The organism is Pandoraea pulmonicola (assembly GCF_000815105.2).
In the GTDB taxonomy this organism is placed as follows: Bacteria; Pseudomonadota; Gammaproteobacteria; order Burkholderiales; family Burkholderiaceae; genus Pandoraea; species Pandoraea pulmonicola.
Genome location: NZ_CP010310.2, coordinates 5,689,819 through 5,713,440, shown reverse-complemented (window position 1 = coordinate 5,713,440; position 23,622 = coordinate 5,689,819). Strand labels below are relative to the sequence as shown.

Here is a 23,622-nt window from a genome sequence, read left to right as displayed (position 1 = left end):
TCCACTTGCTTGAGGAGGATTCTGCGAAGACCCCGAATATATCAGGGTTTGTCCTAGCGCATCCAGTCGATCGTATGTTTCAAACGACACTTTCGATCTAAACAATTGCGGTGCCTTAATTTTTCGAAGGACTTCATACGGTTGTTATTCCTCTCAGGCGAGCGCACGGGCATGCCGCGCGCTCCATCGGAGACGAGACGCAAGGCACGTTTTCTCATAGAGCGTTGCTTTCGGTCTCCGAATCCATGGGAAGCATTACCGTCACGATCAGGCCGCGCCCGTCCTGACCCGGGGCCAGCGCCACGGTGCCGTGGCTGGCCGCCACGATCTCTTTCACGATGGCGAGGCCGAGCCCTGTGCCGGGCTGTCCCGGGGGCGCGTTGCGGTAGAACCGTTCGAATACCCGCTGGCGGGCTTCGGCCTGAATTCCGGGGCCGTCGTCGATGACGCGCAGTCGCGCGGCGCCGTCCTGGCGATCGATCGCGACGGTGACGCGCCCGCCCTCATGGATATAGCGGATCGCATTGTCGACAAGATTCATGACCATCGCATGAAAGAGTTCGCCGTTGCCGGACACCCGGACATGCGCGTCGGCAGTCTCGAGTCCAAGGTCGATGTTGCGCCGCTGGGCGAGGGCGACGAGTTCTTCGAGCACGCCGGCCGCCACGGCCACCAGATCGACCCGCGAGCGCGAGAACGCGGGCGTGTCGGCCGCCTCCGCCTGGGAGAGCAGCAGCAACTTGTTGGTGAGGTCGGCGAGCCCGCGGCTGCTCGTCTGCATGGCGGCGAGCACATCGGCCAGCGCCGCGCGATCGTCGAGCTGGGCGGCGAACTGCAATTGCGTATCGAGGAGAGTGAGCGGCGTGCGCAACTGGTGGGCGGCGTCGGCCACGAAGCGGCGTTGCTGCTGAGCCTGCGCCGACAGGCGCTGGATGCACAGATTGATCGCATCGACGATGGGGCGCAGCTCCGTCTGCAACTGTCCGGCGCGGATCGGCACCAGTTCCTGGGGGGCGCGTCCGGCCACTTCGTCCTTGAGCCGGAGGAGCGGATGCAATTCGACGGTCAGGCCGATGAGCACCAGCATGGCGGCGAGCGCGGCCATCGCGATCTGGCGATGCAGCGACGGCTCCCACAACTGCGCGAGCATCTCGTCGTGCGCGTGCATGGTTTGCGCCACCACGATCGCGACCCGATGCGGTTGGCCGGAGTCGTACATCGTGCGCACGAAATTCACCACGCGAAGCGCTTCGCCGTTGAAGGTGATGTCCGTATAGACGGGCACGGACGGCGGGAAGAGCGGCGGATGCGGGAAGTCGGGTGGTCCGGCGAGCAGTCGGCCGTCTTCGGTGATGACCTGATAGAACACGCGGTCGCGCGCCGGGGAGGCGAAGAGCTCCAGCGCCGAGGGCGGCACACTCGCGCGCAGCGCCCCGTCGACCCACGTCAGTTCGCCGGCGATCACCTGCGCCGACGTGAGCAGCGCCCGGTCCTGCACGAGCTCGGCCGTGTCGCGCGCACTGCGATAGGCGAGCCATGCGCTCGCGCCGATGTAGAGCGAGAGCGGCAACATCAGCCACATCAGCAGTCTGACGCGCAGGCTAAGCATCTTTCTCGCGCAGCAGATAGCCGAGGCCGCGCAGGGTCATGATCGCCGCGCGGCTCGTCTCGAGCTTCTTGCGCAACCGGTGGATGTAGATTTCGATGGCGTCCGTGCTCGGTTCGTCGTCCAGCCCGAATACGCCGTCGACCAATGCGCTCTTGGCGACGGTCTTGCCCTGCTTGCGCATGAGGATCTCGAGCACGGCGTGTTCGCGCGACGGCAGCGCGAGCGGCGCGCCGGCGATCGCGAACTGACGCGTGCCGGTGTGATAGACGAGATCGGCGCATTGGAGCTCGGCGCCCTGTTCGGGCGACTGCCGGCGCGCCAGCGCCTTGATGCGCGCGATGAGCTCGCGCACTTCGAACGGCTTGACGAGGTAGTCGTCCGCTCCCGCGCCGAGACAATCGACCTTCTCGTCGACGGAGCCGCTGGCGGTGAGGATGATCACCGGCACGTTGTTGCGGCGCTCGCGCAGCCGTCGCAGCACGTGCTTGCCGCCGAGCTTGGGCAGCATGAGATCGAGCAGCACGACGTCGTAGGTCTCCGTTTGCAGCAGACGGTCGGCCGCGTCGCCGTCGCGCGCCGCGTCGACGGTGAAGTTGTCGTCGCGCAGCATGCGGGCGAGCCAGTGGGCGAGCGTTTCGTTGTCTTCGATGAGCAGCAGTTTCATGGCGGCAAGGGCGTAATGCGCTGGGGAGTGTGCCCGCTGGCCGGACGCCCGCCAACAGCGGGTAAACACCCATGAGCCGCGAACGAAAACCTGCAGGAGGCGAAAGCTTGATGAAAGCTTCGGTTTTCTACAATCGCCATCGAGGCAGGGGAATCGATTCCGTGGACCGCTGCCCCGGCCCGCGACGCGTCGCGCGAGCCAGCCGGTGCCGCACACGCGGTCGGCCCATTATCCCTAAAAACGATGGAGACACCACAATGCGAGCAAGCCTTGGCATGCGCCTGCCGAAAGCCTTCGTGAAACCCGCAATCGCCGCCGTGTTCGGCGTGTCGCTGGCGCTGGCCGCCGCACCGGGATTCGCGGCCGACAGCGGCAAGATCACGATCATGGTCGGCGGCATCACGAAGATGATCTACCTGCCGGCCAAGCTCGCCGAGCAGCTTGGCTACTTCAAGGAAGAGGGGCTGAACGTCGAATTGCTCTCGCAGCCGGCCGGCGTCGATGCGGAGAACGAACTGCTCGCCGGCGCCGTGCAGGCCGTGGTCGGCTTCTACGATCACGCCATCGATCTGCAGAGCAAGGGCAAGGAAATCCAGGCCATCACGATCTTCGGTCAGGTGCCCGGTGAAGTGGAACTGGTCAACGCGCGGAGCAAGGACACGATCAAGAGCATGGCCGACGTGAAGGGCAAGACCCTCGGCGTGACCGGCCTCGGCTCCTCGACGAACTTCCTCACGCAATATCTCGCCGCGAAGCACGGCATCACGTCGGCACAGTATTCGGTGCTGCCGGTGGGCGCCGACAACACGTTTATCGCCGCGATGAAGCAGAACCGCATCGACGCCGGCATGACGACCGAGCCGACCGCCTCGCAACTGATCAAGACCGGCGACGCCGTCGTGCTCGTGGACATGCGCACGATGGAAGGCACGGTCGCGGCGCTCGGCGGCGCTTATCCGGCCTCGAGCCTGTACGTGCAGCGCTCGTGGCTCGACAAGCACAAGCCCGAAGCGGCCAAGCTCGCGCGCGCTTTCGTGAAGACGCTCAAGTACATCAACACCCACTCGGCGGCCGAGATTACCGACAAGATGCCGAAGGACTATTACGGCAAGAACCGGGATCTGTACGTCCAGGCGCTGCAGAACTCGCTGCCGATGTACTCGCCCGACGGTCGCATGCCCAAGGGCGGACCGGAGACCGTGCTCAAGGTCCTCTCGGCGTTCAACCCGAACGTGAAGGGCAAGCACATCGACCTGTCGAAGACGTACACCAACGAGTTCGTCGACCAGGCGAAGTGATCGCGCGCTCGTGGCGCGACGCCCGCAACCCTTGACCCCGTAGTACCGGCGCGCGCGCAGTTCGGCGCGCAGCCCCCCGAGCCGCCCGTACCCGACGACTGTCCGGTGCGCGGGCCGGTTCATCCACAGGAAACGGCAACACCGTTAGCCCTTCGACGTATCAGAGGAGCCGGGCATGACCCAGACCATCACCCCCACGGCGCCGGCGCGCGCGGCGAGCACCGTCTCGCGCGACACACCCGCCATCGAATTCGACAACGTGTCGTGCCGTTTCATCTCACCAGACGGTCGCGCCACCGTCGCGCTGCGCAACTTCAGCATGTCGGTCGCTCGTGGCGAGTTCGTCGCCATCGTGGGCCCGACCGGCTGCGGCAAGTCGACCACGCTGTCGATGATCACCGGTCTGCTGCGCCCCACGGCCGGCACCGTGCGTGTGATGGGCCAGACCGTGAACGGCATCGATCCGCGCATCGGCTTCGTGTTCCAGAACGACGCCGTCTTCCCGTGGCGCAGCGTGCGCGAGAACGTGGCCGCCGGCCCGCTCTTCCGTGGCCAGCCGAAAGACGCCGCGTACGCGCAGGCCGACGAATGGATCAAGCGCGTGGGCCTCGACAAGTTCGGCGGCCACTATCCGCACCAGCTCTCGGGCGGCATGCGCAAGCGCGTGGCGCTGGCACAGACGTTCATCAACAACCCCGAAATCCTGCTGATGGACGAGCCGTTCTCGGCGCTCGACATGCAGACGCGCACGCTCATGCAGGACGAGCTGCTGCAACTGTGGTCGTCGGCGTCGGGCTCGGTGGTGTTCGTCACGCACGATCTGGAGGAGGCGATTGCGCTGGCCGACCGGGTGTTCGTGCTGAGCGCGCGTCCGGCCACGCTGAAGAGCGTCTACACGATCGATCTGCCGCGTCCGCGCGTGATGTCGGAGATTCGCTACGAACAGCGCTTCATCGACATCTCCCGCGAGATCTGGGCAGACCTGCGCGAAGAAGTGAAGATCGGTTGAGTCTGTCGGCATTGGCAACAGCCATTGGCAGCAACAGTAGGCGACAGTGATTTATCGGGGCGGCGCGACAGGCGCGCACGCCCATGCCGTCAGGAGGAGGGCATGAACATGAGTGAACAGGCCATGCTGGCAGGAATCGGCGACGCCGATCTCGCACGCGAGGAAGCCGCGGCGCAGCGTCGCATCAAACAACGTCGCGCGCTGGTGATTTTCCTGCGCGTGGCCATTCTGGTGATCGGCCTTGGTGGCTGGGAGCTGGCGGCGCGCATCGGCTGGATCGATCCGTTCTTTTTCTCGCAGCCGACGCTGATCGTGCAGCAGATCTACGACTGGTGCGTGGAAGGCACGTCGCAGGGGCCGCTCTGGGCGCAGGTGCTCGTCACGCTCGAAGAGACCGTGCTCGGCTTCCTGATCGGGGGCGTGGCCGGCGTCATCTGCGGCATCGTGCTCGGCCGCAACAAGCTGCTCTCGGATGTCTTCAGTCTCTACATCCAGATCGCCAACTCGATTCCGCGCGTGGTGCTCGGCTCGATCTTCGTGATCGCGTTCGGCCTGGGCATGGCGTCGAAGGTTGCACTCGCCGTGGTGATGGTGTTCTTCGTCGTGTTCGCCAACGCCTTCCAGGGCGTGCGTGAGGCCGACCGCTACATGATCGCCAACGCGCAGATTCTGGGCGCATCGCGTCGCCAGGTGACGATGTCGGTCGTGATTCCGTCGGCGCTGTCGTGGATTCTCGCGAGCTTGCATGTGAGCTTCGGCTTCGCGCTGGTGGGCGCCGTGGTGGGCGAGTTCCTCGGCTCGAAGCAGGGCATCGGTCTGTTGATCTCGACGGCGCAGGGCGCGTTCAATGCGAGCGGCGTGTTTGCCGCGATGATCGTGCTCGCCGCCGTGGCGCTGGGCGCCGACTATCTGCTGACATCGCTGGAGAAGCGGCTGCTGAAATGGCGTCCGGCCGCGTTCAGCAACGAGTGATCGCAGTCAGGGCGGCGCGCACCGGTCCGCACTGGTTCGCACAAAAAAATACGGCGCCACCCATCGCGGGTGGCGCCGTTTGTTTTCGGTTGTGCGTCAGATATTGAGCTTCGTGACCTTCGTGCCTTCCACGTTCAGGTTGGCCATGAGGCCGGCGTTGGTCATCACGATGACCTGCACCGGTGTGGTGGCGGTATTGATGTCGACCGCGCCGTTCGCACCGACCTTGACCAGTGCGACGGACGCGTCGGCGCCGGCCGTCCAGCCGTCCGTGCGCTGGAATCTGTCGAGCGCGTCCTGCGTCATGAACAGGAAGATGACGGCCTTCGACTGCGCACCGATCTGCAGACCGAACGACGCCGTCACGGTGTTGTAGTAGCCCTTGGTCGCACCGCCGACGCGCAACGCGCCTTCGCCGTACTCGCCACCCACGACGAAGCCCGCTTGCAGCACGGACGGGAATACGAGCACGCCGCGCGCCCGGTTCACGAGTTCGCGCGAGCCCTTCACGGAGGCATACATCCTGTCGAGCGCGCCATTCACGGACGCATCGATTTCGCGGCGCTTGTTGGCATTGACGCCGCTCGCGTTGTCGCTCTTGTCCGCCTGCGACGGCGTGGTGGTGGTGCAGCCGGCCAGCGCGAAAGCGGCGGCAGCGACAGCGACGGAAGATTTCATCAGGAATTCGCGTTTTTGCATTTTCTCCCTCCGGAAAGCATGTGCCGCTTGCAACGTGTGGCGGCAATGGATGCGGATAGAACGTCAAGCCGATGCAACACCCCGGCGGGGCGAGACGCTTCGGCATTGAAGCGGTGATGAGGATGAAGATTCGGAGTCCGAAGGACACCGGCACCAGCGCACGCGACGTATTTCGCGACGTCGCAGGGCGCGCCGGCGTGACAACGATTATGCGGTGTCTACGTGTATTGTCAAGAAATCGGCGGCACAAGTTCCACTAACTTGCTCGCATCGTTTGCCAATTTGTAGGTGTATGCCTACGTGCAATTGCGCACGTATTCTTCCTTGAGGGCTTTGCGCGGGTTCGCGCGTGTAGGAATGTCGACACGATCGCCGTTCGGCGCGACGACTGGACGATCGCGGGTGTAGACCGGTTTATCGGGCGTGTTGGCAATCTTGTCGGCGAGCGCGCGGCATTCGTCGCGCAGGGACGGCGAACTGGCACCCGATGCGGTGGCTTGTGCGGCCGCCTGATCGCGTGCAGCCTGCGAGCATTGTACCGGCGCAAGGGCGCGGCCGACGCTATCGAAGCATACGGGCGTCTGCGCGAAGGCGAGACCGCTGGTGCCCAGGAGCCCTGCGGTCAGTGTCGCGCGCACGAGGCGTTCGAGCGGGCGCGCTGAGCGTGAGATGGTTTCGCCGGAGGCGGTTGAGCACGGCTCGTGTACCGAAGGGGCGAGCGGGCTGAATGAAGCGGACATCGGGGACAGCGGGGCGGTGCGGCGTGGCATCGTCGATCTCCTCAATGGGTACCCGCCGTGGCGCGGGTGCGCCTATTCTGGCACCGCGTCCGCCGGATTGTCGATAGCCGCGACGCCATGCCCCACGGCATGGCCGCCAGGGCGATCGGTGCGCAGTTCCAGGCGGTAACCCACGCCGTAGATCGAACGCACGATTTCCTCGTCGGGCCGGATCGCCTGCAACTTGCGACGCAGATTCTTGATGTGGCTGTCGACCGTCCGGTCGGCCACCACGCGGTGATCGTCGTACATGCGATCGAGCAGATGCGCGCGGGGGAATGTCTTGTCCGGATGGCTGGCGAGCGTGGCGAGCAGCCGCAGTTCCACCGGCGTCAGGGGTAGCTCGTGACCGTCGAGGCGCGCGTGATGGCGCACGGCGTCGATCACGAGCGCGGGTGCTTGCGGTGCGGTGGCCGTGCCTGCCATCTCCACCCTCCCCGACGGGGCGCCGCTGCCGCGAACGCGTCGCAGGATGGCCTTGACGCGCGCCACGACTTCGCGCGGGCTGAACGGCTTGCAGATGTAGTCGTCGGCGCCCAGTTCCAGCCCGAGCAGGCGGTCGGTTTCCGCCGCGCGTGCCGTGAGCATCACGATGGGCACATCGGAGATCTCGCGCACGGCGCGGCACACTTCGAGGCCGTCCATGCCAGGGAGCATCAGGTCGAGCAGCACCAGGCGCGGTTGCGTCGCGCGCATGGCGGGCAGCACGTCGCGACCGTCGGACAGGATGCGGCAGGGCATGCCCGCCACGCGCAGGTACTCGGCGAGCAGCGCAGCCAGCTTCGGCTCGTCTTCGACGATCAGAATCGGGGCGGCATCGGGAAACATCATCGCTTCGGGCTGGGAGCGGAGCACGGATTCAGTCTGCGGGGCGTGGTGCATGGATGACAGGCTCAACGGAGAGTCGTGAGCGCGTGGACGCCGAAGGCGGCGGCGCCTGCGCAATTCGTTTGGCTGGAACACGGTGCGGCAGCGTTGGCGGTGGCGCCATGTTGGCACGGCAACGTGACCGCCAGCGCCAGGCCGCCCAGAGGGGAGTGGCGCGCCACGATCTGCCCGCCGTGCGCTTCCACGATGTGCTTGCACAGCGCGAGCCCCAGGCCGGCCCCGCCGCTGCGTCGGCTGCGCGACGCCTCCACGCGGAAAAGCCGTTCGAACAGACGGGGCAGCGCGTCGTCCGGCACGCCGGGCGCCGAATCTTCGATTTCGAGACGCAATTGCTTGCCCGTCGACGACAGATACACCCGCACCGCACCGCCGCCGTCGGTGTAGCGCAACGAGTTCTCGAACAGGTTGCCGAGCAGTTGGGTGAGACGATGCAGGTCGCCGTCGATGACGAGCGTGTCGTTCGGCAAGTGCACGTTGAGCGAAATGCCCTTCGCCTCGAACCAGTCGCCGAACGCGGCCACTGTCGTGGCGACCCGCTCGGTCATGTCCACGGGGGCGAACTGATAGGTCAACGCGCCGATGTCGGATAGCGAAAGTTCGTAGAGGTCGTCGATCAGTTTGGCGAGCAGCGAGATCTCGACGCGCAGCGAGGCGAGTGCCTCCCGCGTGAGCGGCCGCACGCCGTCTTCCATGGCTTCGATTTCGCCGCGCATGACCGAGAGTGGCGTGCGCAGCTCGTGAGAGATGTCCGCGAGCAGATCGCGGCGCAGCCGGTCGTTGTGCGAGAGCGTGTCGGCCAGCCGGTTCAGGTCGGCGGCCAGTTGCGCGAGTTCGTCGGCGCCGGCCGTAGGCGCGCGGACGCTGTAATCGCCCATCGCCATGCGATGCGTCGCTTCGAGCAGCGGCGTGACCGGCACGAGCAACCGGTGGGCGAGGCGCAGCGCCACGGCGCCGAGCGTCGCTACACCGAGCAGCGTCAGGTACATCAGGTTGTGGTCCCGAAGCCAACTGTGATCGTTGACGGTCGCGCGCACCACGAGCGCCGTGACCGTCATGGTGATCAGGCCCGTCGCGAAGATGGCGAGGAAGAGCTTGCGGGTGATGCCGGAGTTCATGCGCTTGGGTGAATGTGTTGACTGGGCTGGCGGTGCGTACCTGGCGCGCCATTCTCGCAGCTTCGGAGCGGCACGCGCCGTGCCTCCACAAATTTTCCTCGATTTGTCCGCAGTCGCTGCACGCGCGCTTTTTACCATGCCTCACGAAGCTGGCCGTCATGCTGTCATGGCTCTGCGCGGCGTCCGACGGCATTCATCGCTTCCACCATTCACATCTTTCGAAAGGCCCGGACCAGATCCGGAGCCGGCGCGGGGGCGCCTCATCATGTCGAAGCTATCGATGTTAAGACGCGCCACATCGCGCGGCCTTGTCCGGACGTTCGCGTTGTTGGCGGCCGCGAGCGCCACGCTCGGCGCTTGTTCGGCGCCGGCGCCCATGCCCACGCCCATGAGCGTGATGCCCATGCCGCGTGTGGCCAACGTACAGACGGCCGGTTCCATCTATCAGCCGACCACCGCGACCAACTGGTTCGAGACGCCGGTGGCGCACCGCGTGGGCGATCTGCTGACGATCGCCGTGTCGGAGTCCTCGTCGGGCAGCAACAAGTCGCAGAGCGACGTGTCGCGCAACGCCAGCGTGACGGCCAGGAGCGCGAAGGCCGATGGCGCCGACTCGGTGCTGGAGCGCTGGTTCAACATCGGTCAGTCGGCGAGCAGCTTCAAGGGCAATGGCAACTCGACTTCGACCACGGCGCTCACCGGCACGATCGCCGTGGCCATCGTGGAAGTGCTGCCGAACGGTGCTTATGTCGTGGGTGGCGAGAAGCAGGTGATGCAGGGACGCAACATGGAGACGTTCCGCTTCACCGGCGTGGTCAACAAGTTCGATATCTCGCCGGGTAACGTGGTGGCGTCGAGCAAGGTCGGGCAGGCGAAGGTGGCGCGGGTCGAGGACGGGCAGATCGCCGATGGCAGCGGCGGTGGCTGGTTGCAGCGCGTCGTGCTCGGCGTGTCGCCGTTCTGATGAAGCGGCTCGCGGCGGTACTGGCGCTCGCGGCGGCGACGAGCGCGACGTTGGGCGGGTGTTTTCTCGCGACCCCGGTGCCGGTGGTGGCGGCGCAGGTCGCGGCCACAGTGGTGACGACGGGGGCGGTGCTGGCGGATCAGTTGCCGTCGGTACAGCCGCCGTCGGTGCCGGCAGCGCCGGAGCTGCTTTCGCACAATATGTGCATCGAGCTGGCGCCGGACGGCGTCTCCGATCTGCTGCCCGCCATTCAGGGACGGTTGCGGGCCTACGGCATCGTGAGCACGATCTACAGTCCGGGTACGTGGCCGGCCGGCTGCGTCGTCCTGAACTATCAGGTGCGGCGCGCGTGGCGCAATTCGCTATGGGGCGCCACGCCCAGCGAATACCTGGCCTACGCGACGCTCACGCTCAGTCACAACGGTTCGATCATCAATACGGTGTACTTCGACGGACGGTCGTCGACCGTCGAATCGTGGTCGGCGTCGAACTCGCGCATGGTGCAACTGGTGGATCGGCTGGTGGCGTTCTGAGGCCTGGAACTGCGATGTGGCGCGCCCGACTGGAATCGAACCAGTGACCCTCGGCTTCGGAGGCTGAACAAGTAGGTGTTTATCGGTGTTGATCGATTTCCATGAAAATCGTGTAAGCATATGAAATACAAGATTTTATTGTGATTTCGATGGTCGCTGGAAGTTGACGTGAATTGATCGATTCGCTCAGAATCGGGTTACATATGGGTTACACGGGCTCTGTAACCCGGTTTTTGGGCGAGGCGGATCGTGGCTAAGATCAACTTTACGGCGGCGCGCGTGGAGCGGCATGAGTGCCCCGCCGACAAGGCGCAATCATTTCTGTGGGACTCTCGGGCGCCGGGCTTGGGCCTGCGGGCTACGGCCGGCGGCGCGAAGACCTATGTCTTTCAGGGAAAGTTCCATGGCCGCACCCTCAGACTCACCTTGGGGGATCATCGAAGCGTCACCATCGAGCAGGCCCAGGACGAGGCGCGGCGATTGCAGCGGCTGGTGACGGCGGGCGTCGATCCGCGAGTGGAGAAGGCAGAGACGCTAGAGGCGAGAAAGCGGGATCTCGAGCAGCGCCGCCAGCTCGAGGAGCGCGGTACGCTGCTTGCCCGCGATGCCTGGAACACATACATGGCTGAGCCGCACGAGCAATGGAGCGATCGCCATCGGCTCGATCATGAGCGCGCGGCCGCGCCCGGCGGGGAGGTGAAGAAGCGAGGGAAGGGGCTTACCACGGCGGGGCCACTGGCGCCTTTGCTGGCGCTGCCACTGGCCTCGATCGACGCCGTAGTGGTACGGGAATGGGTTCGAAAGGAGCGCGTCGTCCGTGAGACTGTGGCAGTGAATGCCTTTCGCAAATTCCGCACCTTCATCAACTGGTGCGCCAAGTCGCCGCGGTACGGGGGCATCGCGAATCCTGATTGCTGCCGCGACGACTCCGTAATGAGCGCCGTCCCCAAGCAACGCGCGAAGGAGCACGATTGCTTGCAGCGCGAGCAGTTGGCGCAGTGGTTCAATGCCGTCAGAGCCATATCCAATCGGGTCATCTCCGCCTATCTCCAGGGGTTACTCATCACAGGGGCGCGCCGAGAGGAACTGGCGGCGCTTCGCTGGGCAGACGTTGATTTTCAATGGCGGAGTCTGCAACTGTCCGATAAGGTCGAGGAAACAGGCCGAACGGTGCCGCTCACCCCGTATCTGTCGAGCCTGCTGGCGGCGCTGCCGCGCCGGAACGAATGGGTGTTCTCCAGTCCTTTGGCTGCCGATGGAAAGCTCACAGAGCCGCGAATTGCCCATACGAAGGCTCTGGCGGTGGCCGGCCTGCCCCACGTCTCACTGCACGGTCTGCGCCGTTCCTTCGGGACGCTTTCGGAGTGGTGTGAGGTGCCTGTTGGCGTGGTTGCCCAGATCCAAGGGCACAAGCCCAGCGCACTGGCGGAGAAACACTATCGCCGGCGCCCGCTCGACTTACTTCGCATGTGGCATGACAAGGTGGAGGCGTGGATGTTGGAACAGGCCGGCATTGAGTTTGATGCTACAGCCGACAAGCCGCTGCTACAAGCCGTCAAGTGATCCTCGCCTGTCATGCAAGAGCGCCGCCCCACCGTGACGTTAGCGCGTCTATCAAGCCCCGCGGAATCTCAGCATCTTCTATTCCGGAGTCCGTAGAAAAACCAATGGATAACGATATGACGTCGAGAGATCTCGATTCCGAATGGTCGTGGGCCCTTATTGACCTGACGCGAGAGGGGTTCGCAGATGATTTGGCCGCGCTGCTCAATAAGCATGAAACGGTGCCACCCCATGTCCGTCATATGCTCGCCGGATACCTTATGGGGAGCGTCAGGATGCCTGAGCGGCGCGGGAAAACCAACTCCGTCTTGCTCCCGCGCGAGCGGCGTGAGGTCGCTGAAGTGCTCTATGCTCTTTACCATGCAACAGAAGGGGTGCTGGTTCATTCTGAGCTATTGGCGGAAGAGCGAAGGCTTGAGGAAATCGACATTCGACGGATTGTCGAGGGGGTCAGGTCACGTGGAATTCAGGCCATTGCCGCACGATACGGTGTAGCTGAAAGCACGGTTCGTCAGCTTCACAAGGCGAGAGACGTGGCAGCTTGGGCGCAAGTGTGGGCGGGGGCGCGTGACTTGGAACTGGGCGGTGCGCCGGTTGACATCGCGGTTGTGACTGATTTCACCGGGGACCAAATGCTCGCGAAGGCTCGACAGATCCTGGATGACCCCGAAGCGTTCGACCCCTTTTCGGAATAACGCGCTTATTCCGTCAAACCGTTTTTACTAAAACTCTCACGAACACGAAACTGGCGCCCAAGCGGATCATGTTGATTCCGCAAACTTGGGAGTTAGTGACGATGACGATTCACCAGACCGCGGATATTCCGGTGGGCGGCCAGTTCCTCACGACGGTGCAGCTCGCCAGCGCGCTGCACCTGCGCCCGCAAAGCATCCGAAAGCGCTACATGGAGACCGGCAGCTATCACGGCGTGCGCCCCGTGAAACTGCCGAACCGGTTCCTGGCGTGGCCCACGGACGCCGTTGAGCAACTGCTGAACGGGGGCCGGTGATGACACAAAAGAAAATGGGCGCCGGCCAGGGCGCCCACATCAACTACATCCAATCCAGCGCCGATGATACCGCAGCCGCCGTGTGCGCGTCGAACGAAATCATCATTCGTCGTGCAGACGGGGCGCTCTTCGTGGATAGCCCGTCCATCGCGACGGAGTTCGGCCGTCGCCATGACAACGTCCTGCGCACGCTCGATGGATTGCTGGCAGACGGCACGATAGATCGCCTCAGCATTGAGGAGATCTCCTACGTAGACGAGGCGAACCGTCCGCAGCGGGCTTATCGGTTGAGCGAGCGTGCCGCATTGGTCTCGGTCCCCTTCATCGGTGGCCGGCGTTCCCGCGAGGGGCAGAGGCGCATCGTTGATGCCTTCCTGCACTATCGCTCCATCGCGATCGCTGCGCAGCCCGCAGCGCCGGATCTCACGAACCCCGGCGTGCTGTTGGGACTCTTGGAGACCCACGCCCGCCAATCGCTGCAGCTTCAGCATCAGGTGGCGGCGCTCGAACCCAAGGCGCAGGCGCTCGATCGCTTGGAGTGCGCTGACGGCGCATTGTGCATCACGGACGCTGCCAAGAACCTGAAGGTGTCGCCGCGCAAGTTGTTCGGGTGGCTCTCCTGCAATCAGTGGATCTACCGCCGAGGGGCATCGTGGGTCGCCTATCAGGCTGTGATCGCGCGCGGGCTGCTGGAGCACCGGGTAACGGTGGTGCCGCGTCACGACGGGTCCGAGGTCGTTTCCACGCAGGTGAGAGTGACGCCCAAGGGCTTGACCACGCTCGCCACCGAACTGGCGGCGCTGGCATGACGAAATTCCTCTTGATGGCCGTAAACGACCCGGCGTATACTTTCTATGTCACCGAAACAACGGTGACCCGGCCTGGAAACCGGAATAACACAGGCGGACAGCCGCCACAGTGCGGTTTTTTTACGTCCGTAGCCTTTGCGCGCCTCTTCTATGGGCGGGCCTTGGTAGGGGTGCGTTCGCGCACGTCGCTTCCTGTGTTGCGACATTTCCAGACCTGTCATGTGCCCGCCCACCCCATCTGGAAATGGGCGGCGGGCCTCCAACTCAACACAGGAGGTTGCGCCATGCAACGGTCGTCGCTCGCCCATACCGGGCAAATCAAATCCCCCATCGAACTCATCCGCGCAGCATTGCGCGCCGCTGCTTTGTCCAACTCCGACCGGGATGCTCTCGATATCCTCGGTGACGCCATGCTCTCGCTGGCTGGTGTTCCCCCATTGGGGGAGCACGCTTTTCCTGCAATGCAGGAGAAGGCGGTGGAGGTGGCCCAATGAAAAAGCTCCGCTGCCAACCGGGCGATCTGGCCCGAGTCATCAGGTCAACGAATCCCGCATTGATTGGTCGCACAGTCTACGTGGAACGCCGCTACGACGCAGAGCGATGGGCAGTCACCCTTCTGGGCGCACCCGCGTTCGGCCTGACGTTCCGTGATCGTCGTCCCGTGATTGGCAACAAAACGGCGTTCCGTGACATGTCGCTCGTTCCGCTGAGATGGGAGTTGTCGGAAGCCGGCGAAACGCAAACGGGGGTTTGCTATGGATAAGCTCCGCTGCCGCCCCGGCGATATGGCATTTATCAAGCGTTCATGGAATCCGCTGCTCATCGGTCGCCTGGTGCTCGTCAAAACGCTGCGTGCCGACGGCGACTGGAATGTCTGCTTGCTTGGGCAGGCCGCGTTCCTGCCCAGTGAAGACCGCCGCAAGTATGTCGTCACGTCCCGAGTCATCGCTGAAGACAACGCGCTCGTCCCGCTCCGTGGAGATGAGTTGCCCGATAGTTCCGTGCGCGGCGCTCTGCCCAGCGCACGGCCTCACATTGAGGGGGTGAGGGCTCTCCACACAACGCAGACTGAACCGACGGAGGCGTGACATGGCGAGCTATGTTGAATTGAAGGACCGGGCAGCGAAAGAGCTTTGCGCCGCGGAGACTGCTATTCGTCAGGCACGTCTCATGTTTAGCCTGATGGAAGAGGACTTGGTGTTGGCCGGCAAAGACACGTTCCTGCTCGCCCAGGCCGGGATGGCTTTGATGGATCTGGCGGCGGAACAAGCCGGCGCCGCGTGCGACTTTTTCTCGGAGGACCGTTGCCATGACGCATAAACCCACACTGGCTCACGCTGCGAGCCGTGCCGCAGATGAGCTACGAACGGCCGGTGACGCACTTCGCCAGGCGCACGCACTTTTCGCGGCTATCGCGCAGCACGAGTCGGGCGGCGCTATCGACATTGTCCAACTCTCGTGCATCGGCAGAGAGCTCACGAGCACATACGGCGAGCGCGCAGACGGCGAGGCGGACTGGCTGGAGGACGTCAGCAATGCGTAGCGGCTCCGTCCGCACTGCCCCTGAGCTGCGGAGGTTCATCGCTGCAGCGCAGGGCGGAGCGGCCTACTACCGTCCATCGCGTCTCCGTTGCGCCGCCCGTGAACGGATGGGGCGGTCAGGGCACGTGCCACCCGAGGCATGCGAATGAAGCGGCAACGCGTACCGGGCGACCCAAACGGGCCGCACGCGCGCATCTATCACTCGCTGCTCAATAGCGCCGCCTGGCGGGTTCTGGGCCCATCGTCGGTCAAGTTGTTCATCGACATGCGGGCGGCGCTCACAGCGACGAATAACGGCAATCTGGCGGCTTCGCTGGCCGACATGAAGCACCGGGGCTGGTCATCATCCTCGACGCTGGCCAAAGCCCTGTATGAGCTCCGGGCGCTCGGTTTTATCTCGGTGACGGTGCAGGGTGGATTGCGGCGCGGCGCCAGGGTGCCGAACCTCTATCGCTTTACTGATTTGCCGACGCTCGAGCAACCCAGAGTTGGTGTGCAGGCCATAGAGGCGACGCACGACTATCGGCAATTCGGTTCGGTGAAGGAGGCGGAGCAAGCGCTGGTGAAGGGGCTCGAACAATTGCAGGAGGAAGGGCGGAAAAAGCAGCAGCCCAAAAAAAATCCCCCTGTTCGGAAATCGAACCCGTCCAGTTCGGAATCCGAACCCGAAGCGCGATTTTCCAGTTCGGTTTTCGAACAGGGCGCGTGAATTCGGGTTCGGAAATCGAACACTGGCGAAAAATGGAAAAAACCTTTGTTTTCGGGCGTTTCAGGGTGATTTTTAGGTGTTTTTGAAAGTGACGTTCCCTGTTCGGAAATCGAACTCCCTTTATATGTTGCCATACCTACGCGCAGCGAAATGCGGTTTTCAGGTGTGTTGGAGCACCGCAAAGGAGGGGGCAAACATGGTCGCGGTCAAATTTGCGCGAACCGGTACCGATCCGAATTCGGGCCTGTTCCGAAAACCGGAACCGTTCCGTAAATCGGAACTCGCGAGGTGAGGGATTGGGACACGGCGGATGTGTCACGCGTGACTCTCCTGCGCCCGATCTGAAGGACTCCACCGTTGGTGGAAAGCTCATAACGGGCTCGCACCGTTTCAGTAACGTTTTACAGCGCGGCGATAGGTCATGGCTTGCTTGGGCGTCCGAAAACTGGACACCCCCCGCACAAAATGCACCCCCGCAGCAAATGCGCCGGCGCACTCCGTGCACGAGGCGGTTCCGGCACGGGCGAGACGTGGGCAGAGGATAGGAGCGATGGCAAAACAGAGTGGAGCGCCGCCACATGCTGGCGGCCGATATCCGGTAGAAGACGGCCCATTTACGGCCTACATGCCGCCGGCGTCGGATTCATTGATCCGCGGGTGGCGGGCAGAGTTGATCGTGCTGATCGACCGATGCGCTCGCGAGATGGAGACCGACGAGGAAAGGATCGAGCAATTCATAGCGGCGGCGCTTCGTCAGCCGGACTACACGGTGTGGATTGACCTGATGTATTACCGCGAGTGGGCGGCGCTGATCGAGGCCCGCGAGGCGGGCGGAGGATCTCAATGAGGGCAATGGCGGACGTGTTCGTCCAAACAAAGATCGACGTGGCCGAGTTCCTGGCCATGTGGATGCAGGGGCTGCCAGACGGCGACCGGGCGGCGCTCGAAGACAAGTTGCGGGCCGGGCATCACCTCGGCTTTCACGTCGCCACCACGGGGCCCGTGAGCGCGCATATCACGCTCACTGATCCGGCAGGCATTGTGCATATCGCGCGAACGATCGAGGCGGACACAGCCCGACGTTGAAAGGTTGGCCGACACCCGTCGGGGAGACGGTAGGTTTTTCGGTGAACAACTTTGGAGGAAAGTAACCATGACGGAGAAGATTCGAACGGTGCGCCTGTATGGCGCGCTGGGGGCGAAATACGGGCGCGTACACCGCTTCGCCATCAACACCCCTAGCGAGGCGTTCCGAGCGCTCGCAAGCCAGTGCAAGGGCTTCTATGAGGATCTGGTGAGCAGCCGAGCTCGAGGGCTCGGCTACGCGGTCCTCGTTGGCAAGCGTCACCTGTGCGAGAGTGAACTCGATCTGCCACCGGGAGCCGATGACATTCGCATTGCTCCCGTGGTCCTTGGATCGAAGCGAGGCGGGCTGTTCCAGGTGATGCTAGGCGCGGCGATCATTGCTACGGCTTGGGCTCTCGGGCCGTCGTCAACGCTCATTGGGACATTCAGTGCTGGCGGTGCTACCCAGGCTGGCGCAATGTTCGGCGCTGCAATGTTCTTGGGTGGCGTCACGCAGCTATTGTCGCCGGCGCAGCAGGGGCTTTCGGTGAAGGACAGTCCCGACAACGGCGCAAGCTACAACTTTAACGGGCCGGTGAACACGCAAGCGCAGGGCAACCCCGTGCCGGTACTTTACGGTCGCATGGTCGTTGGCGGCGCCGTGATCTCGGCCGGCATTTACGCGGAGGACCAAGCCTGATGAGGGTGGGGGGGTAACAAAATCTTCAGTTCTTTTCCCTCCCGGCACGGGCGCGTACCCAAATTTTCGCGTGCCCGCTTCAGAAAAACGGATTTTGGACACTCGCTTAACCTGTTCAATATCTCAACCAGAGAAACCTAATACCCTATGCCAAATCCCGGAAAACCACGAGCCCTCAAGCTGCTCACCGGCAGCAGACGGGCCAACGATAGCGGCCCTGGTGTGGATCTGCCGCTTATACAAGAATATCCAGCGCCGCCGGAATGGCTGCCCAACGCATTCGCCGTGAAGGAGTGGCATCGCGTTGTGCCGCTGCTTATGAACGTGGGCTTGCTTACCGAAGCATCGCTGACGGCAGTGGGCCACATGTGCGCTTTGCACGGGCGGATCCTGCAGGAATACGCCGCCGGTATGACGCCCACCGCCAGCCTATTGAGCCTACTGCGCAACTATCAGAACGATTTCGGCCTGACCGCCATGGGACAGCAGAAGATCGGGATGCTCGGCGAGGCCAAGGGCGGGAATAAGTTCGCCAACAACGGTCAGAAGCCGAAGCGGAAGTAGCGCGGTGGCCGTTGAGGAGACCGCTGACGACGGTGAATCGCTGTCCGATGCAGCGTCACCATGACGGACGAAGGGTGTTCGCGTGCCGACAATAAGCTCGACCAAATTGGGTCGGTTCGAAGTGTTTGCCGACTCGATGTATCAATTCGCGAGCCAGCAGTGCGTTGATGACCGCTTCTGAGGGCTGTTTTGAACTCTTATCAGCGATGCGCTGGAGCGCGGCCGTTATGGCATGTGCGGAAAGGGCGAGCATGGTCTGCTCCTGTCGATGTTCTGTGGCCCGCAGGGCTTTCGGTGCGACTGATGCGATCGATTAATTGCGGGTCAGGTACTGGCCGACGTAACGCCGACTTAGCCATTTGCGAATTCGACCGTGCTGCACGGGCTTTGTCACCATGCGGCGGCTCGCTTCGAGGGCGCTGGCGATAGACAGTCCGCCGCAGAATCGCGTTTTGTCCGGCGGTACGTAGTCCGGATACAGAAACCAGTTAGGCGGGATGACCATGATCATGCCTGCACTTCCGTGCTGCGCATGAGATCGTCGACCCAAGACCGCCCGAATGCCTCGCCAGCACGGCGTGCGTCGCCGATCGAGTCGAAGGGCAAGCTATCGAGGCGAAACAGTCTCGGTTCCAACGATGATGCCGGGGCGTTTTCGGAAATACGGGAAATCCTTACAGAGACACCGAACGTCCGGTCATGCTTGCGCTCGGTGGACCCCGCGTCCTGCTCACGGAATACGCACGTTTCCAAGCGAAAGCCTCGGTAAAACGGATTGATGTAAGCCATATTTTCCTCCAGTTGCGAGTGGCGCAACATCACCGCGCAGGGGCGAGGTGATGTACAAGAACGGCAACGGGGAAGGGTTATGCGGGCTTGATGTTCGAAGCCTGCAAGCCTTTCGGCCCGCGGGCTACGTCAAAGGAAACTCGTTGGTTTTCTTGGAGGGTGCGAAATTCGGTGCGGCCTTGAGGCTGAATTTCCGAAAAGTGAGCGAACAAATCTTCGCTGCCGTCGTCCGGCTTGATGAAACCGAAGCCCTTGCTGTCGTTGAACCACTTAACAATTCCGGTGCTCATGTGAACTCCTGGTTTCCCCGGCGTGCTGCCATCGCGGAATGCGTGACTGGACGCCAGTGGCGGACAAACAAGAAATTCAGAGATCGGAAGTGTCTCGCAAAGATCGTGAAGATCGACGCTGGTCGATGAAAGGCAGACTTGATGTTCGATGCACTACTTATACGCGCGTTACGCCCCAGGCACAATGTATTTCGTGTAACGGTGAGATTTGACGCCGCCTGTGTTCTCCGTCCGCTACTGGTCGCCTCTGTAGGCGCAATGACGTTTAGCGGCGTCGACATATCCGCTGCCGGAAGATATGCGCTATGAGGACGGGACGGAATGGCGGTGCCACAGCTCAGGTCACGGCGTGCCGGCCCATGCGAAGGTGTGCCTTCGGGAAAAAGTTCTGGGTGAGTCCGAGAGTGGACTAGCGTCGCCGGCGCGCGTCCATTTCCCAAAGGCATCCTCGGTATGATGAGACCTAAGCACGGCAAGTATCCTGTATCGGATGGGCTGTGCCCTGCTTCGGGCGTGAAGGCACGGAAGATCATCTAAATGATCATTTGGATGAAAATGATGCTCATTGATATCTTTTTGGGCGGAAAATCCCATATTCCACAGCTTTCACAGGCATGTGTGAGCATCTCCTTCTATGATTGTTCTCCGACCGTGTTGCGATATTCGTGAAGCGCGCGAAAGGTTGTCGCCGTCGCACGGTTTTCTCTGCACGCTGCCGTACCGACGGTACGCAGACTTACTGTCAGGCTCTGTATTGAAGCGGTCCAACCGGCCCGCCAAAGATGGAGACTGATATGGATAACACAGGCAAGCATCGAAGCGAGCAGGAAAACGGGGGAAAGAGTGTAGATCCCTCGTTAACGAACCCGGAACCACCACGAAAAATGTGGTCGACGGGGCCCCATAAAGAGAGACGCCCGGAACGTCAGGAAGACGAGGCCAAACGATCATCAGAAGGGGAACGCCCTGCGCCTGATGTCGACGAAGACGATGAGCAGCAAGCACTTGGCGACGATGACAAGGCTAGTTCACCGGGGCAACACAAGCGGCGTCGTTCTGATGACATGAAATAACACCGGACGGCACGGAATCTAGGCTGCCATCTGGTATGGGCTTCATAACCTACGGCACATTACTACTTCTTTCTCTCGGGTTGATCGTTCTGTTTTCAAAGTCGCTTTAAGCTCGAGTGCCAAATAGTGACGTCGGGGCGGATGTTCTCTAGTCTGTGCCGACGTTTAATCATTCACTTGGTTCAGCATGCTCTCCTATTTGTCAAGCTTGAAGAGGGCAGCGCGAGTATGGCATGAAATCCACTTCGGCGGCACAAATCAAAACAGTAATTGCATCCCGGATGTCGACTATTGAATGATGTGCTTCATGATCCATTTCGTCGATATTCATATACACGACGAGGAGTACATATGAAGCGCACGATCGGTTATCGAGGCTTTGAAATTCACGTGGGTTTGGACCCGGTGTCTCCAGGAATGTACGAAGTCTCTTTTCGAATTATTGGCCCTATGTGGCCATCTGGAGTGGCTGCTTTCGGTGAATGGGTATTGCTGCAACAAGGGCCATACTCGCGTCGATGGGCATATCTAATCGCTGAAATTGCGGGGCGCGCAGCCATTGATCTCATACTTGGCCCCTCAGAATGAGGGCTGACGCACTCGGGTATGTGTCGCACGCTTCTCACCTTGTTCCCCAGTAGATCAATAAGAGAATGGCGACGGTAATCGCCGCGAAGAACCAAGACATACTACGCATGGATATTCTCCCATAGCACTCGGCTGAATAACTTCGCACTGGCGGCGGTTTCCGGATGGGCGACGTTGGTCGCCCCCGGGGCTTTCCGGCAGGGCCGACGCCGCCTGGCGGTTTTTACCTGGCAATGTCTATAGCGCTGTGCCGTGGTCAGGAGAACGCGGGATATTTGCCGTCAAGGCCCACGACTTCATCGTAGATGTGGTCTCGAGTGCGTCCATCGAAGTGTTGCCAGAGGCGTGCCAGCCAGTATTTCATTTTGCGCTTGGACACGAAATTTGCACTCACGATGACAGCAGGGAACTGAATGTTCTCCCCGATTAGTTTTCCCTGCAGGTATTCGTAGGCGTTAGCCCTGACGTACTCCTTGGCCTTTATCAAGTCTGTAGCGTTTGAGGAAAATGACAAATCCAGGCAGGTAAGTGTCCAAGCTGCGTCTCGGCGCTCGCCATAGACGTGAAGCAGTATGCGTTCCTTTCTCATGATCGACTCCTTATGGCACACGCGCAGCATGTGCACTTAAGCATTGTTTCAGTGTTGTCTACGGAAGTCGGTTCGATACCGAACAGACCGGTCAACAAAGTGAGCATCTGAAGTTGGCTCTCTCGTGTAACCTGGCGGGTCTCACCAACGTAGCGTGCCGGAAAAGAGCGGCACGATCGGCCATCTCTATGTTGCACTTGGCTTCGGTAGTGCCTGGCGCTCGCGTGTACGGACGATATCGAGCCATCGCGGCGGCGGCGCTTAGTTGACATCCCGGTTCCAACGGACAAAGATGGGACCATGTGGTGCCCAAGATCGCATATAGGGCGCATCAGGGGGCATGATAGCGTCTGCTCGATGGCTTCAGTCACTCGCAGAACTCACGCGCGGCGGGAATATGCGCCCTGAGCGCAAGGAATACGGTATGACTGTACCCCCTGTCAGAAACGCCAACCATCTCTTGGCGGTACTGCCACCGGATGACCGAGACCGCTTGGCGTCAGAACTTGTGCTTGTGGAAATGCCGCTGGGGAAAGTGGTCTACGAGTCCGGCGACCAACTGGATTACGTATATTTCCCCACGACTGCCATCGTTTCTCTGCTCTACGTCATGGAAGACGGCGCCTCTGCCGAGATTGCCATCGTAGGGAACGAGGGGTTGATAGGTATCGCGTTATTCATGGGAGGCGAAACGACACCGAGTCGGGCCATCGTGCAAAGCGCTGGCTATGCCTATCGAATGAGGGCACGAGTCCTCAAGGATGAGTTCAATCGGGCGGGGGCTTTTCAGAGACTTCTGCTTCGGTATACGCAGGCGTTGATTACGCAAATGGCACAAACTGCCGTGTGTAATCGTCATCACTCGATTGACCAGCAACTATGTCGCTGGCTGTTGTTGAGCTTGGATCGCCTTCATTCCGCTGAGTTGAGCATGACTCAGGAACTGATTGCAAACATGCTTGGAGTCCGTAGGTCCGGGGTGACGGAAGCTGCGTTGAAACTTCAAAAGGCGGGGCTGATCAACTACAACCATGGGCACATTAAGGTACTGGACCGATCGGGGCTGGAAGCACGCGTATGTGAATGCTATGCAGTCGTGAAGCGCGAATTCGACCGATTACTTCCAGATCGTCAGGCTTCCTGAATTGATCTTATGAGTAGAGTTGACCCCGTAACTCAGGACGCGCGGGCACCGTTAGGTTGATGGCAACACAGCACGCCTGAACTCGCGAGGCGCGCGGTATTTCAGGACTTTATGCGGGGGGTGCTCATTGTTAGTGTTTAAACGCGTGAAACGGGACGACGAATCGGCGACGATTGGATTCCTGTTGATCAAAACGGGTTACAAGCGGATTACAACCGCAAACGGTGTGAGCAGTGATTCGTTGGCGAATCGTTATAACCTATTGAAAAGATTGGCGCGCCCGACTGGAATCGAACCAGTGACCCTCGGCTTCGGAGGCCGATACTCTATCCCCTGAGCTACGGGCGCTGTGCTGACCGCCGGTAAGGGATGCGCGAGCGCGCTACCGACAGGCAAAGAGGTAGAAGCATAGCGGTTTTGCCGCGCGACGTCCATGCCCCGTGCATTCTCCCGCCTCACAATGCGGCAATTTCATGCTGTACGCCCCGCACGCGCGGTTTTGATGTGCGTGCAATGCCCCTGCGGTTTGTGCACGAACCGCGCGGAACACCGCTTTTGCTTTCGCGTAAGTTAGGGAAAATACGGGACTTTTGCGGCGTCTGCGCACCGCCTTCGCGTGTCATTGGCTGGAGGTTTGTTGCTACAATGGCTCGTTATT

At 61.8% G+C, this 23,622-nt stretch carries 32 protein-coding genes and 1 tRNA gene; 22 read left to right on the top strand and 11 right to left on the bottom strand.

Translation table 11 applies throughout. The features are described 5' to 3' along the window. Nucleotides 1-214 precede the first annotated feature (214 nt). Both RO07_RS24730 and RO07_RS24725 read right to left on the bottom strand, forming a co-directional pair. On the bottom strand, nt 215-1,609 hold the full coding sequence (locus tag RO07_RS24730) for a sensor histidine kinase (protein ID WP_039406681.1): 1,395 nt from the start codon (nt 1,607-1,609) through the stop codon (nt 215-217). Next, nucleotides 1,602-2,273 (bottom strand): response regulator, encoded by a 672-nt coding sequence (locus RO07_RS24725; RefSeq protein ID WP_039406679.1) that lies wholly within the window; start codon nt 2,271-2,273, stop codon nt 1,602-1,604. Before RO07_RS24725 ends, RO07_RS24730 begins: the two co-directional genes overlap by 8 nt. Before the next feature lie 275 nt (nt 2,274-2,548). On the opposite strand from RO07_RS24725, the gene RO07_RS24720 reads away from it, so the two are divergent. From RO07_RS24720 to RO07_RS24710, 3 genes are all read left to right on the top strand, one after another. Further along, nucleotides 2,549-3,571 (top strand): ABC transporter substrate-binding protein, encoded by a 1,023-nt coding sequence (locus tag RO07_RS24720; RefSeq protein WP_039406676.1) that lies wholly within the window; start codon nt 2,549-2,551, stop codon nt 3,569-3,571. A gap of 175 nt (nt 3,572-3,746) precedes the next feature. Then, entirely contained in the window at nt 3,747-4,580 is an 834-nt protein-coding gene (locus RO07_RS24715; RefSeq protein WP_052266870.1) for an ABC transporter ATP-binding protein, read from the top strand. 102 nt (nt 4,581-4,682) lie between these two features. Then, nucleotides 4,683-5,552, top strand: coding sequence for an ABC transporter permease (locus RO07_RS24710; RefSeq protein ID WP_237171344.1), 870 nt, complete (start codon nt 4,683-4,685; stop codon nt 5,550-5,552). A gap of 96 nt (nt 5,553-5,648) precedes the next feature. On the opposite strand, the gene RO07_RS24705 is transcribed toward RO07_RS24710, so the two are convergent. The 4 genes from RO07_RS24705 to RO07_RS24690 form a co-directional block, all read right to left on the bottom strand. Next, nucleotides 5,649-6,251 carry a BPSL1445 family SYLF domain-containing lipoprotein gene (locus RO07_RS24705; RefSeq protein WP_039406673.1) on the bottom strand — a complete coding sequence of 201 codons (603 nt, stop codon included), beginning with the start codon at nt 6,249-6,251 and terminating at the stop codon, nt 5,649-5,651. Between the two features lie 296 nt (nt 6,252-6,547). Then, nucleotides 6,548-7,021: a hypothetical protein gene (locus tag RO07_RS24700; protein ID WP_039406670.1), complete on the bottom strand. Its 474-nt coding sequence runs from the start codon at nt 7,019-7,021 to the stop codon at nt 6,548-6,550. Between the two features lie 42 nt (nt 7,022-7,063). Then, the gene (locus tag RO07_RS24695; RefSeq protein ID WP_418303733.1) at nt 7,064-7,861 is read right to left on the bottom strand and encodes a response regulator; all 798 of its coding nucleotides are present in this window, start codon (nt 7,859-7,861) and stop codon (nt 7,064-7,066) included. Nucleotides 7,862-7,923: 62 nt separating this feature from the next. Beyond that, nucleotides 7,924-9,033, bottom strand: coding sequence for an ATP-binding protein (locus RO07_RS24690; RefSeq protein ID WP_052266868.1), 1,110 nt, complete (start codon nt 9,031-9,033; stop codon nt 7,924-7,926). A gap of 265 nt (nt 9,034-9,298) precedes the next feature. Here RO07_RS24690 and RO07_RS24685 point away from each other — a divergent pair, with 265 nt between their 5' ends. The 16 genes from RO07_RS24685 to RO07_RS24610 all read left to right on the top strand — a co-directional run bounded on the left by RO07_RS24685 (nt 9,299) and on the right by RO07_RS24610 (nt 18,491). Further along, a complete protein-coding gene (locus RO07_RS24685; RefSeq protein WP_052266867.1) occupies nt 9,299-9,997 on the top strand; it encodes a flagellar basal body L-ring protein FlgH in 699 nt (232 codons plus the stop codon). Further along, complete coding sequence (locus tag RO07_RS24680) at nt 9,997-10,530, top strand: hypothetical protein (protein WP_039406667.1); 534 nt, start codon at nt 9,997-9,999, stop codon at nt 10,528-10,530. Before RO07_RS24685 ends, RO07_RS24680 begins: the two co-directional genes overlap by 1 nt. Before the next feature lie 249 nt (nt 10,531-10,779). Next, entirely contained in the window at nt 10,780-12,093 is a 1,314-nt protein-coding gene (locus tag RO07_RS24675; protein WP_039406664.1) for a tyrosine-type recombinase/integrase, read from the top strand. A 104-nt stretch (nt 12,094-12,197) separates the two neighbouring features. After that, nucleotides 12,198-12,788: a hypothetical protein gene (locus tag RO07_RS24670; protein WP_039406661.1), complete on the top strand. Its 591-nt coding sequence runs from the start codon at nt 12,198-12,200 to the stop codon at nt 12,786-12,788. Nucleotides 12,789-12,856: 68 nt separating this feature from the next. Further along, entirely contained in the window at nt 12,857-13,102 is a 246-nt protein-coding gene (locus RO07_RS24665) for a DNA-binding protein (protein WP_237171343.1), read from the top strand. Next, a complete protein-coding gene (locus RO07_RS26695; protein ID WP_084072799.1) occupies nt 13,102-13,911 on the top strand; it encodes a phage antirepressor KilAC domain-containing protein in 810 nt (269 codons plus the stop codon). Before RO07_RS24665 ends, RO07_RS26695 begins: the two co-directional genes overlap by 1 nt. Then, a complete protein-coding gene (locus tag RO07_RS26400) occupies nt 13,908-14,405 on the top strand; it encodes a hypothetical protein (protein ID WP_072637147.1) in 498 nt (165 codons plus the stop codon). Before RO07_RS26695 ends, RO07_RS26400 begins: the two co-directional genes overlap by 4 nt. Beyond that, nucleotides 14,402-14,674 (top strand): hypothetical protein, encoded by a 273-nt coding sequence (locus RO07_RS24650; RefSeq protein WP_039406653.1) that lies wholly within the window; start codon nt 14,402-14,404, stop codon nt 14,672-14,674. The genes RO07_RS26400 and RO07_RS24650 overlap by 4 nt, the downstream gene beginning before the upstream one ends. Next, the gene (locus RO07_RS24645) at nt 14,667-14,999 is read left to right on the top strand and encodes a hypothetical protein (RefSeq protein WP_072637146.1); all 333 of its coding nucleotides are present in this window, start codon (nt 14,667-14,669) and stop codon (nt 14,997-14,999) included. Before RO07_RS24650 ends, RO07_RS24645 begins: the two co-directional genes overlap by 8 nt. A 1-nt stretch (nt 15,000) precedes the next feature. Further along, nucleotides 15,001-15,231: a hypothetical protein gene (locus RO07_RS24640; protein ID WP_039406650.1), complete on the top strand. Its 231-nt coding sequence runs from the start codon at nt 15,001-15,003 to the stop codon at nt 15,229-15,231. Then, a complete protein-coding gene (locus RO07_RS24635) occupies nt 15,221-15,454 on the top strand; it encodes a hypothetical protein (protein ID WP_039406647.1) in 234 nt (77 codons plus the stop codon). The genes RO07_RS24640 and RO07_RS24635 overlap by 11 nt, the downstream gene beginning before the upstream one ends. 144 nt (nt 15,455-15,598) lie before the next feature. Beyond that, nucleotides 15,599-16,162 (top strand): hypothetical protein, encoded by a 564-nt coding sequence (locus RO07_RS24630; protein ID WP_052266865.1) that lies wholly within the window; start codon nt 15,599-15,601, stop codon nt 16,160-16,162. Between the two features lie 550 nt (nt 16,163-16,712). Further along, entirely contained in the window at nt 16,713-17,009 is a 297-nt protein-coding gene (locus tag RO07_RS24625; protein WP_147284583.1) for a hypothetical protein, read from the top strand. A 5-nt stretch (nt 17,010-17,014) separates the two neighbouring features. Beyond that, nucleotides 17,015-17,248, top strand: coding sequence for a hypothetical protein (locus RO07_RS24620; RefSeq protein WP_147284584.1), 234 nt, complete (start codon nt 17,015-17,017; stop codon nt 17,246-17,248). Between the two features lie 67 nt (nt 17,249-17,315). Then, on the top strand, nt 17,316-17,927 hold the full coding sequence (locus RO07_RS24615; protein WP_039406639.1) for a tail assembly protein: 612 nt from the start codon (nt 17,316-17,318) through the stop codon (nt 17,925-17,927). A 222-nt stretch (nt 17,928-18,149) separates the two neighbouring features. Continuing rightward, nucleotides 18,150-18,491, top strand: coding sequence for a hypothetical protein (locus tag RO07_RS24610; RefSeq protein ID WP_237171342.1), 342 nt, complete (start codon nt 18,150-18,152; stop codon nt 18,489-18,491). 313 nt (nt 18,492-18,804) lie between these two features. Here the strand turns inward: RO07_RS24610 and RO07_RS26225 are convergent, their stop codons facing one another. The 3 genes from RO07_RS26225 to RO07_RS24600 form a co-directional block, all read right to left on the bottom strand. Beyond that, entirely contained in the window at nt 18,805-19,002 is a 198-nt protein-coding gene (locus tag RO07_RS26225) for a hypothetical protein (RefSeq protein ID WP_115089016.1), read from the bottom strand. Further along, nucleotides 18,999-19,280 carry a hypothetical protein gene (locus tag RO07_RS24605; protein WP_039406632.1) on the bottom strand — a complete coding sequence of 94 codons (282 nt, stop codon included), beginning with the start codon at nt 19,278-19,280 and terminating at the stop codon, nt 18,999-19,001. Before RO07_RS24605 ends, RO07_RS26225 begins: the two co-directional genes overlap by 4 nt. Before the next feature lie 77 nt (nt 19,281-19,357). After that, nucleotides 19,358-19,570, bottom strand: a complete 213-nt coding sequence (locus tag RO07_RS24600; RefSeq protein ID WP_039406630.1) for a cold-shock protein — start codon at nt 19,568-19,570, stop codon at nt 19,358-19,360. A 794-nt stretch (nt 19,571-20,364) separates the two neighbouring features. Here RO07_RS24600 and RO07_RS26220 point away from each other — a divergent pair. Both RO07_RS26220 and RO07_RS24595 read left to right on the top strand, forming a co-directional pair. Further along, a complete protein-coding gene (locus RO07_RS26220; protein WP_147284585.1) occupies nt 20,365-20,643 on the top strand; it encodes a hypothetical protein in 279 nt (92 codons plus the stop codon). 351 nt (nt 20,644-20,994) lie between these two features. Further along, complete coding sequence (locus RO07_RS24595; RefSeq protein ID WP_072637145.1) at nt 20,995-21,231, top strand: hypothetical protein; 237 nt, start codon at nt 20,995-20,997, stop codon at nt 21,229-21,231. 256 nt (nt 21,232-21,487) lie between these two features. On the opposite strand, the gene RO07_RS24590 is transcribed toward RO07_RS24595, so the two are convergent. After that, nucleotides 21,488-21,820: a hypothetical protein gene (locus RO07_RS24590; RefSeq protein ID WP_115089018.1), complete on the bottom strand. Its 333-nt coding sequence runs from the start codon at nt 21,818-21,820 to the stop codon at nt 21,488-21,490. A gap of 424 nt (nt 21,821-22,244) precedes the next feature. Here RO07_RS24590 and RO07_RS24585 point away from each other — a divergent pair, with 424 nt between their 5' ends. Continuing rightward, nucleotides 22,245-22,964: a Crp/Fnr family transcriptional regulator gene (locus RO07_RS24585; RefSeq protein WP_039406628.1), complete on the top strand. Its 720-nt coding sequence runs from the start codon at nt 22,245-22,247 to the stop codon at nt 22,962-22,964. Between the two features lie 272 nt (nt 22,965-23,236). Here RO07_RS24585 and RO07_RS24580 read toward each other — a convergent pair. Beyond that, a tRNA-Arg gene (locus RO07_RS24580) sits at nt 23,237-23,312 on the bottom strand. Nucleotides 23,313-23,622 lie beyond the last annotated feature (310 nt).

Excerpts from the sequence above, each read along its gene's own strand:
- RO07_RS24730 (WP_039406681.1), bottom strand. The coding sequence starts at position 1,609 with ATGCTTAGCCTGCGCGTCAGACTGCTGATGTGGCTGATGTTGCCGCTC.
- RO07_RS24725 (WP_039406679.1), bottom strand. The coding sequence starts at position 2,273 with ATGAAACTGCTGCTCATCGAAGACAACGAAACGCTCGCCCACTGGCTC.
- RO07_RS24720 (WP_039406676.1), top strand. The coding sequence starts at position 2,549 with ATGCGCCTGCCGAAAGCCTTCGTGAAACCCGCAATCGCCGCCGTGTTC.
- RO07_RS24715 (WP_052266870.1), top strand. The coding sequence starts at position 3,747 with ATGACCCAGACCATCACCCCCACGGCGCCGGCGCGCGCGGCGAGCACC.
- RO07_RS24710 (WP_237171344.1), top strand. The coding sequence starts at position 4,683 with ATGAACATGAGTGAACAGGCCATGCTGGCAGGAATCGGCGACGCCGAT.
- RO07_RS24705 (WP_039406673.1), bottom strand. The coding sequence starts at position 6,251 with ATGCAAAAACGCGAATTCCTGATGAAATCTTCCGTCGCTGTCGCTGCC.
- RO07_RS24700 (WP_039406670.1), bottom strand. The coding sequence starts at position 7,021 with ATGCCACGCCGCACCGCCCCGCTGTCCCCGATGTCCGCTTCATTCAGC.
- RO07_RS24695 (WP_418303733.1), bottom strand. The coding sequence starts at position 7,861 with ATGATGTTTCCCGATGCCGCCCCGATTCTGATCGTCGAAGACGAGCCG.
- RO07_RS24690 (WP_052266868.1), bottom strand. The coding sequence starts at position 9,033 with ATGAACTCCGGCATCACCCGCAAGCTCTTCCTCGCCATCTTCGCGACG.
- RO07_RS24685 (WP_052266867.1), top strand. The coding sequence starts at position 9,299 with ATGTCGAAGCTATCGATGTTAAGACGCGCCACATCGCGCGGCCTTGTC.
- RO07_RS24680 (WP_039406667.1), top strand. The coding sequence starts at position 9,997 with ATGAAGCGGCTCGCGGCGGTACTGGCGCTCGCGGCGGCGACGAGCGCG.
- RO07_RS24670 (WP_039406661.1), top strand. The coding sequence starts at position 12,198 with ATGGATAACGATATGACGTCGAGAGATCTCGATTCCGAATGGTCGTGG.
- RO07_RS24665 (WP_237171343.1), top strand. The coding sequence starts at position 12,857 with ATGTTGATTCCGCAAACTTGGGAGTTAGTGACGATGACGATTCACCAG.
- RO07_RS26695 (WP_084072799.1), top strand. The coding sequence starts at position 13,102 with ATGACACAAAAGAAAATGGGCGCCGGCCAGGGCGCCCACATCAACTAC.
- RO07_RS26400 (WP_072637147.1), top strand. The coding sequence starts at position 13,908 with ATGACGAAATTCCTCTTGATGGCCGTAAACGACCCGGCGTATACTTTC.
- RO07_RS24650 (WP_039406653.1), top strand. The coding sequence starts at position 14,402 with ATGAAAAAGCTCCGCTGCCAACCGGGCGATCTGGCCCGAGTCATCAGG.
- RO07_RS24645 (WP_072637146.1), top strand. The coding sequence starts at position 14,667 with ATGGATAAGCTCCGCTGCCGCCCCGGCGATATGGCATTTATCAAGCGT.
- RO07_RS24640 (WP_039406650.1), top strand. The coding sequence starts at position 15,001 with ATGGCGAGCTATGTTGAATTGAAGGACCGGGCAGCGAAAGAGCTTTGC.
- RO07_RS24635 (WP_039406647.1), top strand. The coding sequence starts at position 15,221 with ATGACGCATAAACCCACACTGGCTCACGCTGCGAGCCGTGCCGCAGAT.
- RO07_RS24630 (WP_052266865.1), top strand. The coding sequence starts at position 15,599 with ATGAAGCGGCAACGCGTACCGGGCGACCCAAACGGGCCGCACGCGCGC.
- RO07_RS24625 (WP_147284583.1), top strand. The coding sequence starts at position 16,713 with ATGGCAAAACAGAGTGGAGCGCCGCCACATGCTGGCGGCCGATATCCG.
- RO07_RS24620 (WP_147284584.1), top strand. The coding sequence starts at position 17,015 with ATGGCGGACGTGTTCGTCCAAACAAAGATCGACGTGGCCGAGTTCCTG.
- RO07_RS24615 (WP_039406639.1), top strand. The coding sequence starts at position 17,316 with ATGACGGAGAAGATTCGAACGGTGCGCCTGTATGGCGCGCTGGGGGCG.
- RO07_RS26225 (WP_115089016.1), bottom strand. The coding sequence starts at position 19,002 with ATGATCATGGTCATCCCGCCTAACTGGTTTCTGTATCCGGACTACGTA.
- RO07_RS24605 (WP_039406632.1), bottom strand. The coding sequence starts at position 19,280 with ATGGCTTACATCAATCCGTTTTACCGAGGCTTTCGCTTGGAAACGTGC.
- RO07_RS24600 (WP_039406630.1), bottom strand. The coding sequence starts at position 19,570 with ATGAGCACCGGAATTGTTAAGTGGTTCAACGACAGCAAGGGCTTCGGT.
- RO07_RS26220 (WP_147284585.1), top strand. The coding sequence starts at position 20,365 with ATGGATAACACAGGCAAGCATCGAAGCGAGCAGGAAAACGGGGGAAAG.
- RO07_RS24595 (WP_072637145.1), top strand. The coding sequence starts at position 20,995 with ATGAAGCGCACGATCGGTTATCGAGGCTTTGAAATTCACGTGGGTTTG.
- RO07_RS24590 (WP_115089018.1), bottom strand. The coding sequence starts at position 21,820 with ATGAGAAAGGAACGCATACTGCTTCACGTCTATGGCGAGCGCCGAGAC.
- RO07_RS24585 (WP_039406628.1), top strand. The coding sequence starts at position 22,245 with ATGACTGTACCCCCTGTCAGAAACGCCAACCATCTCTTGGCGGTACTG.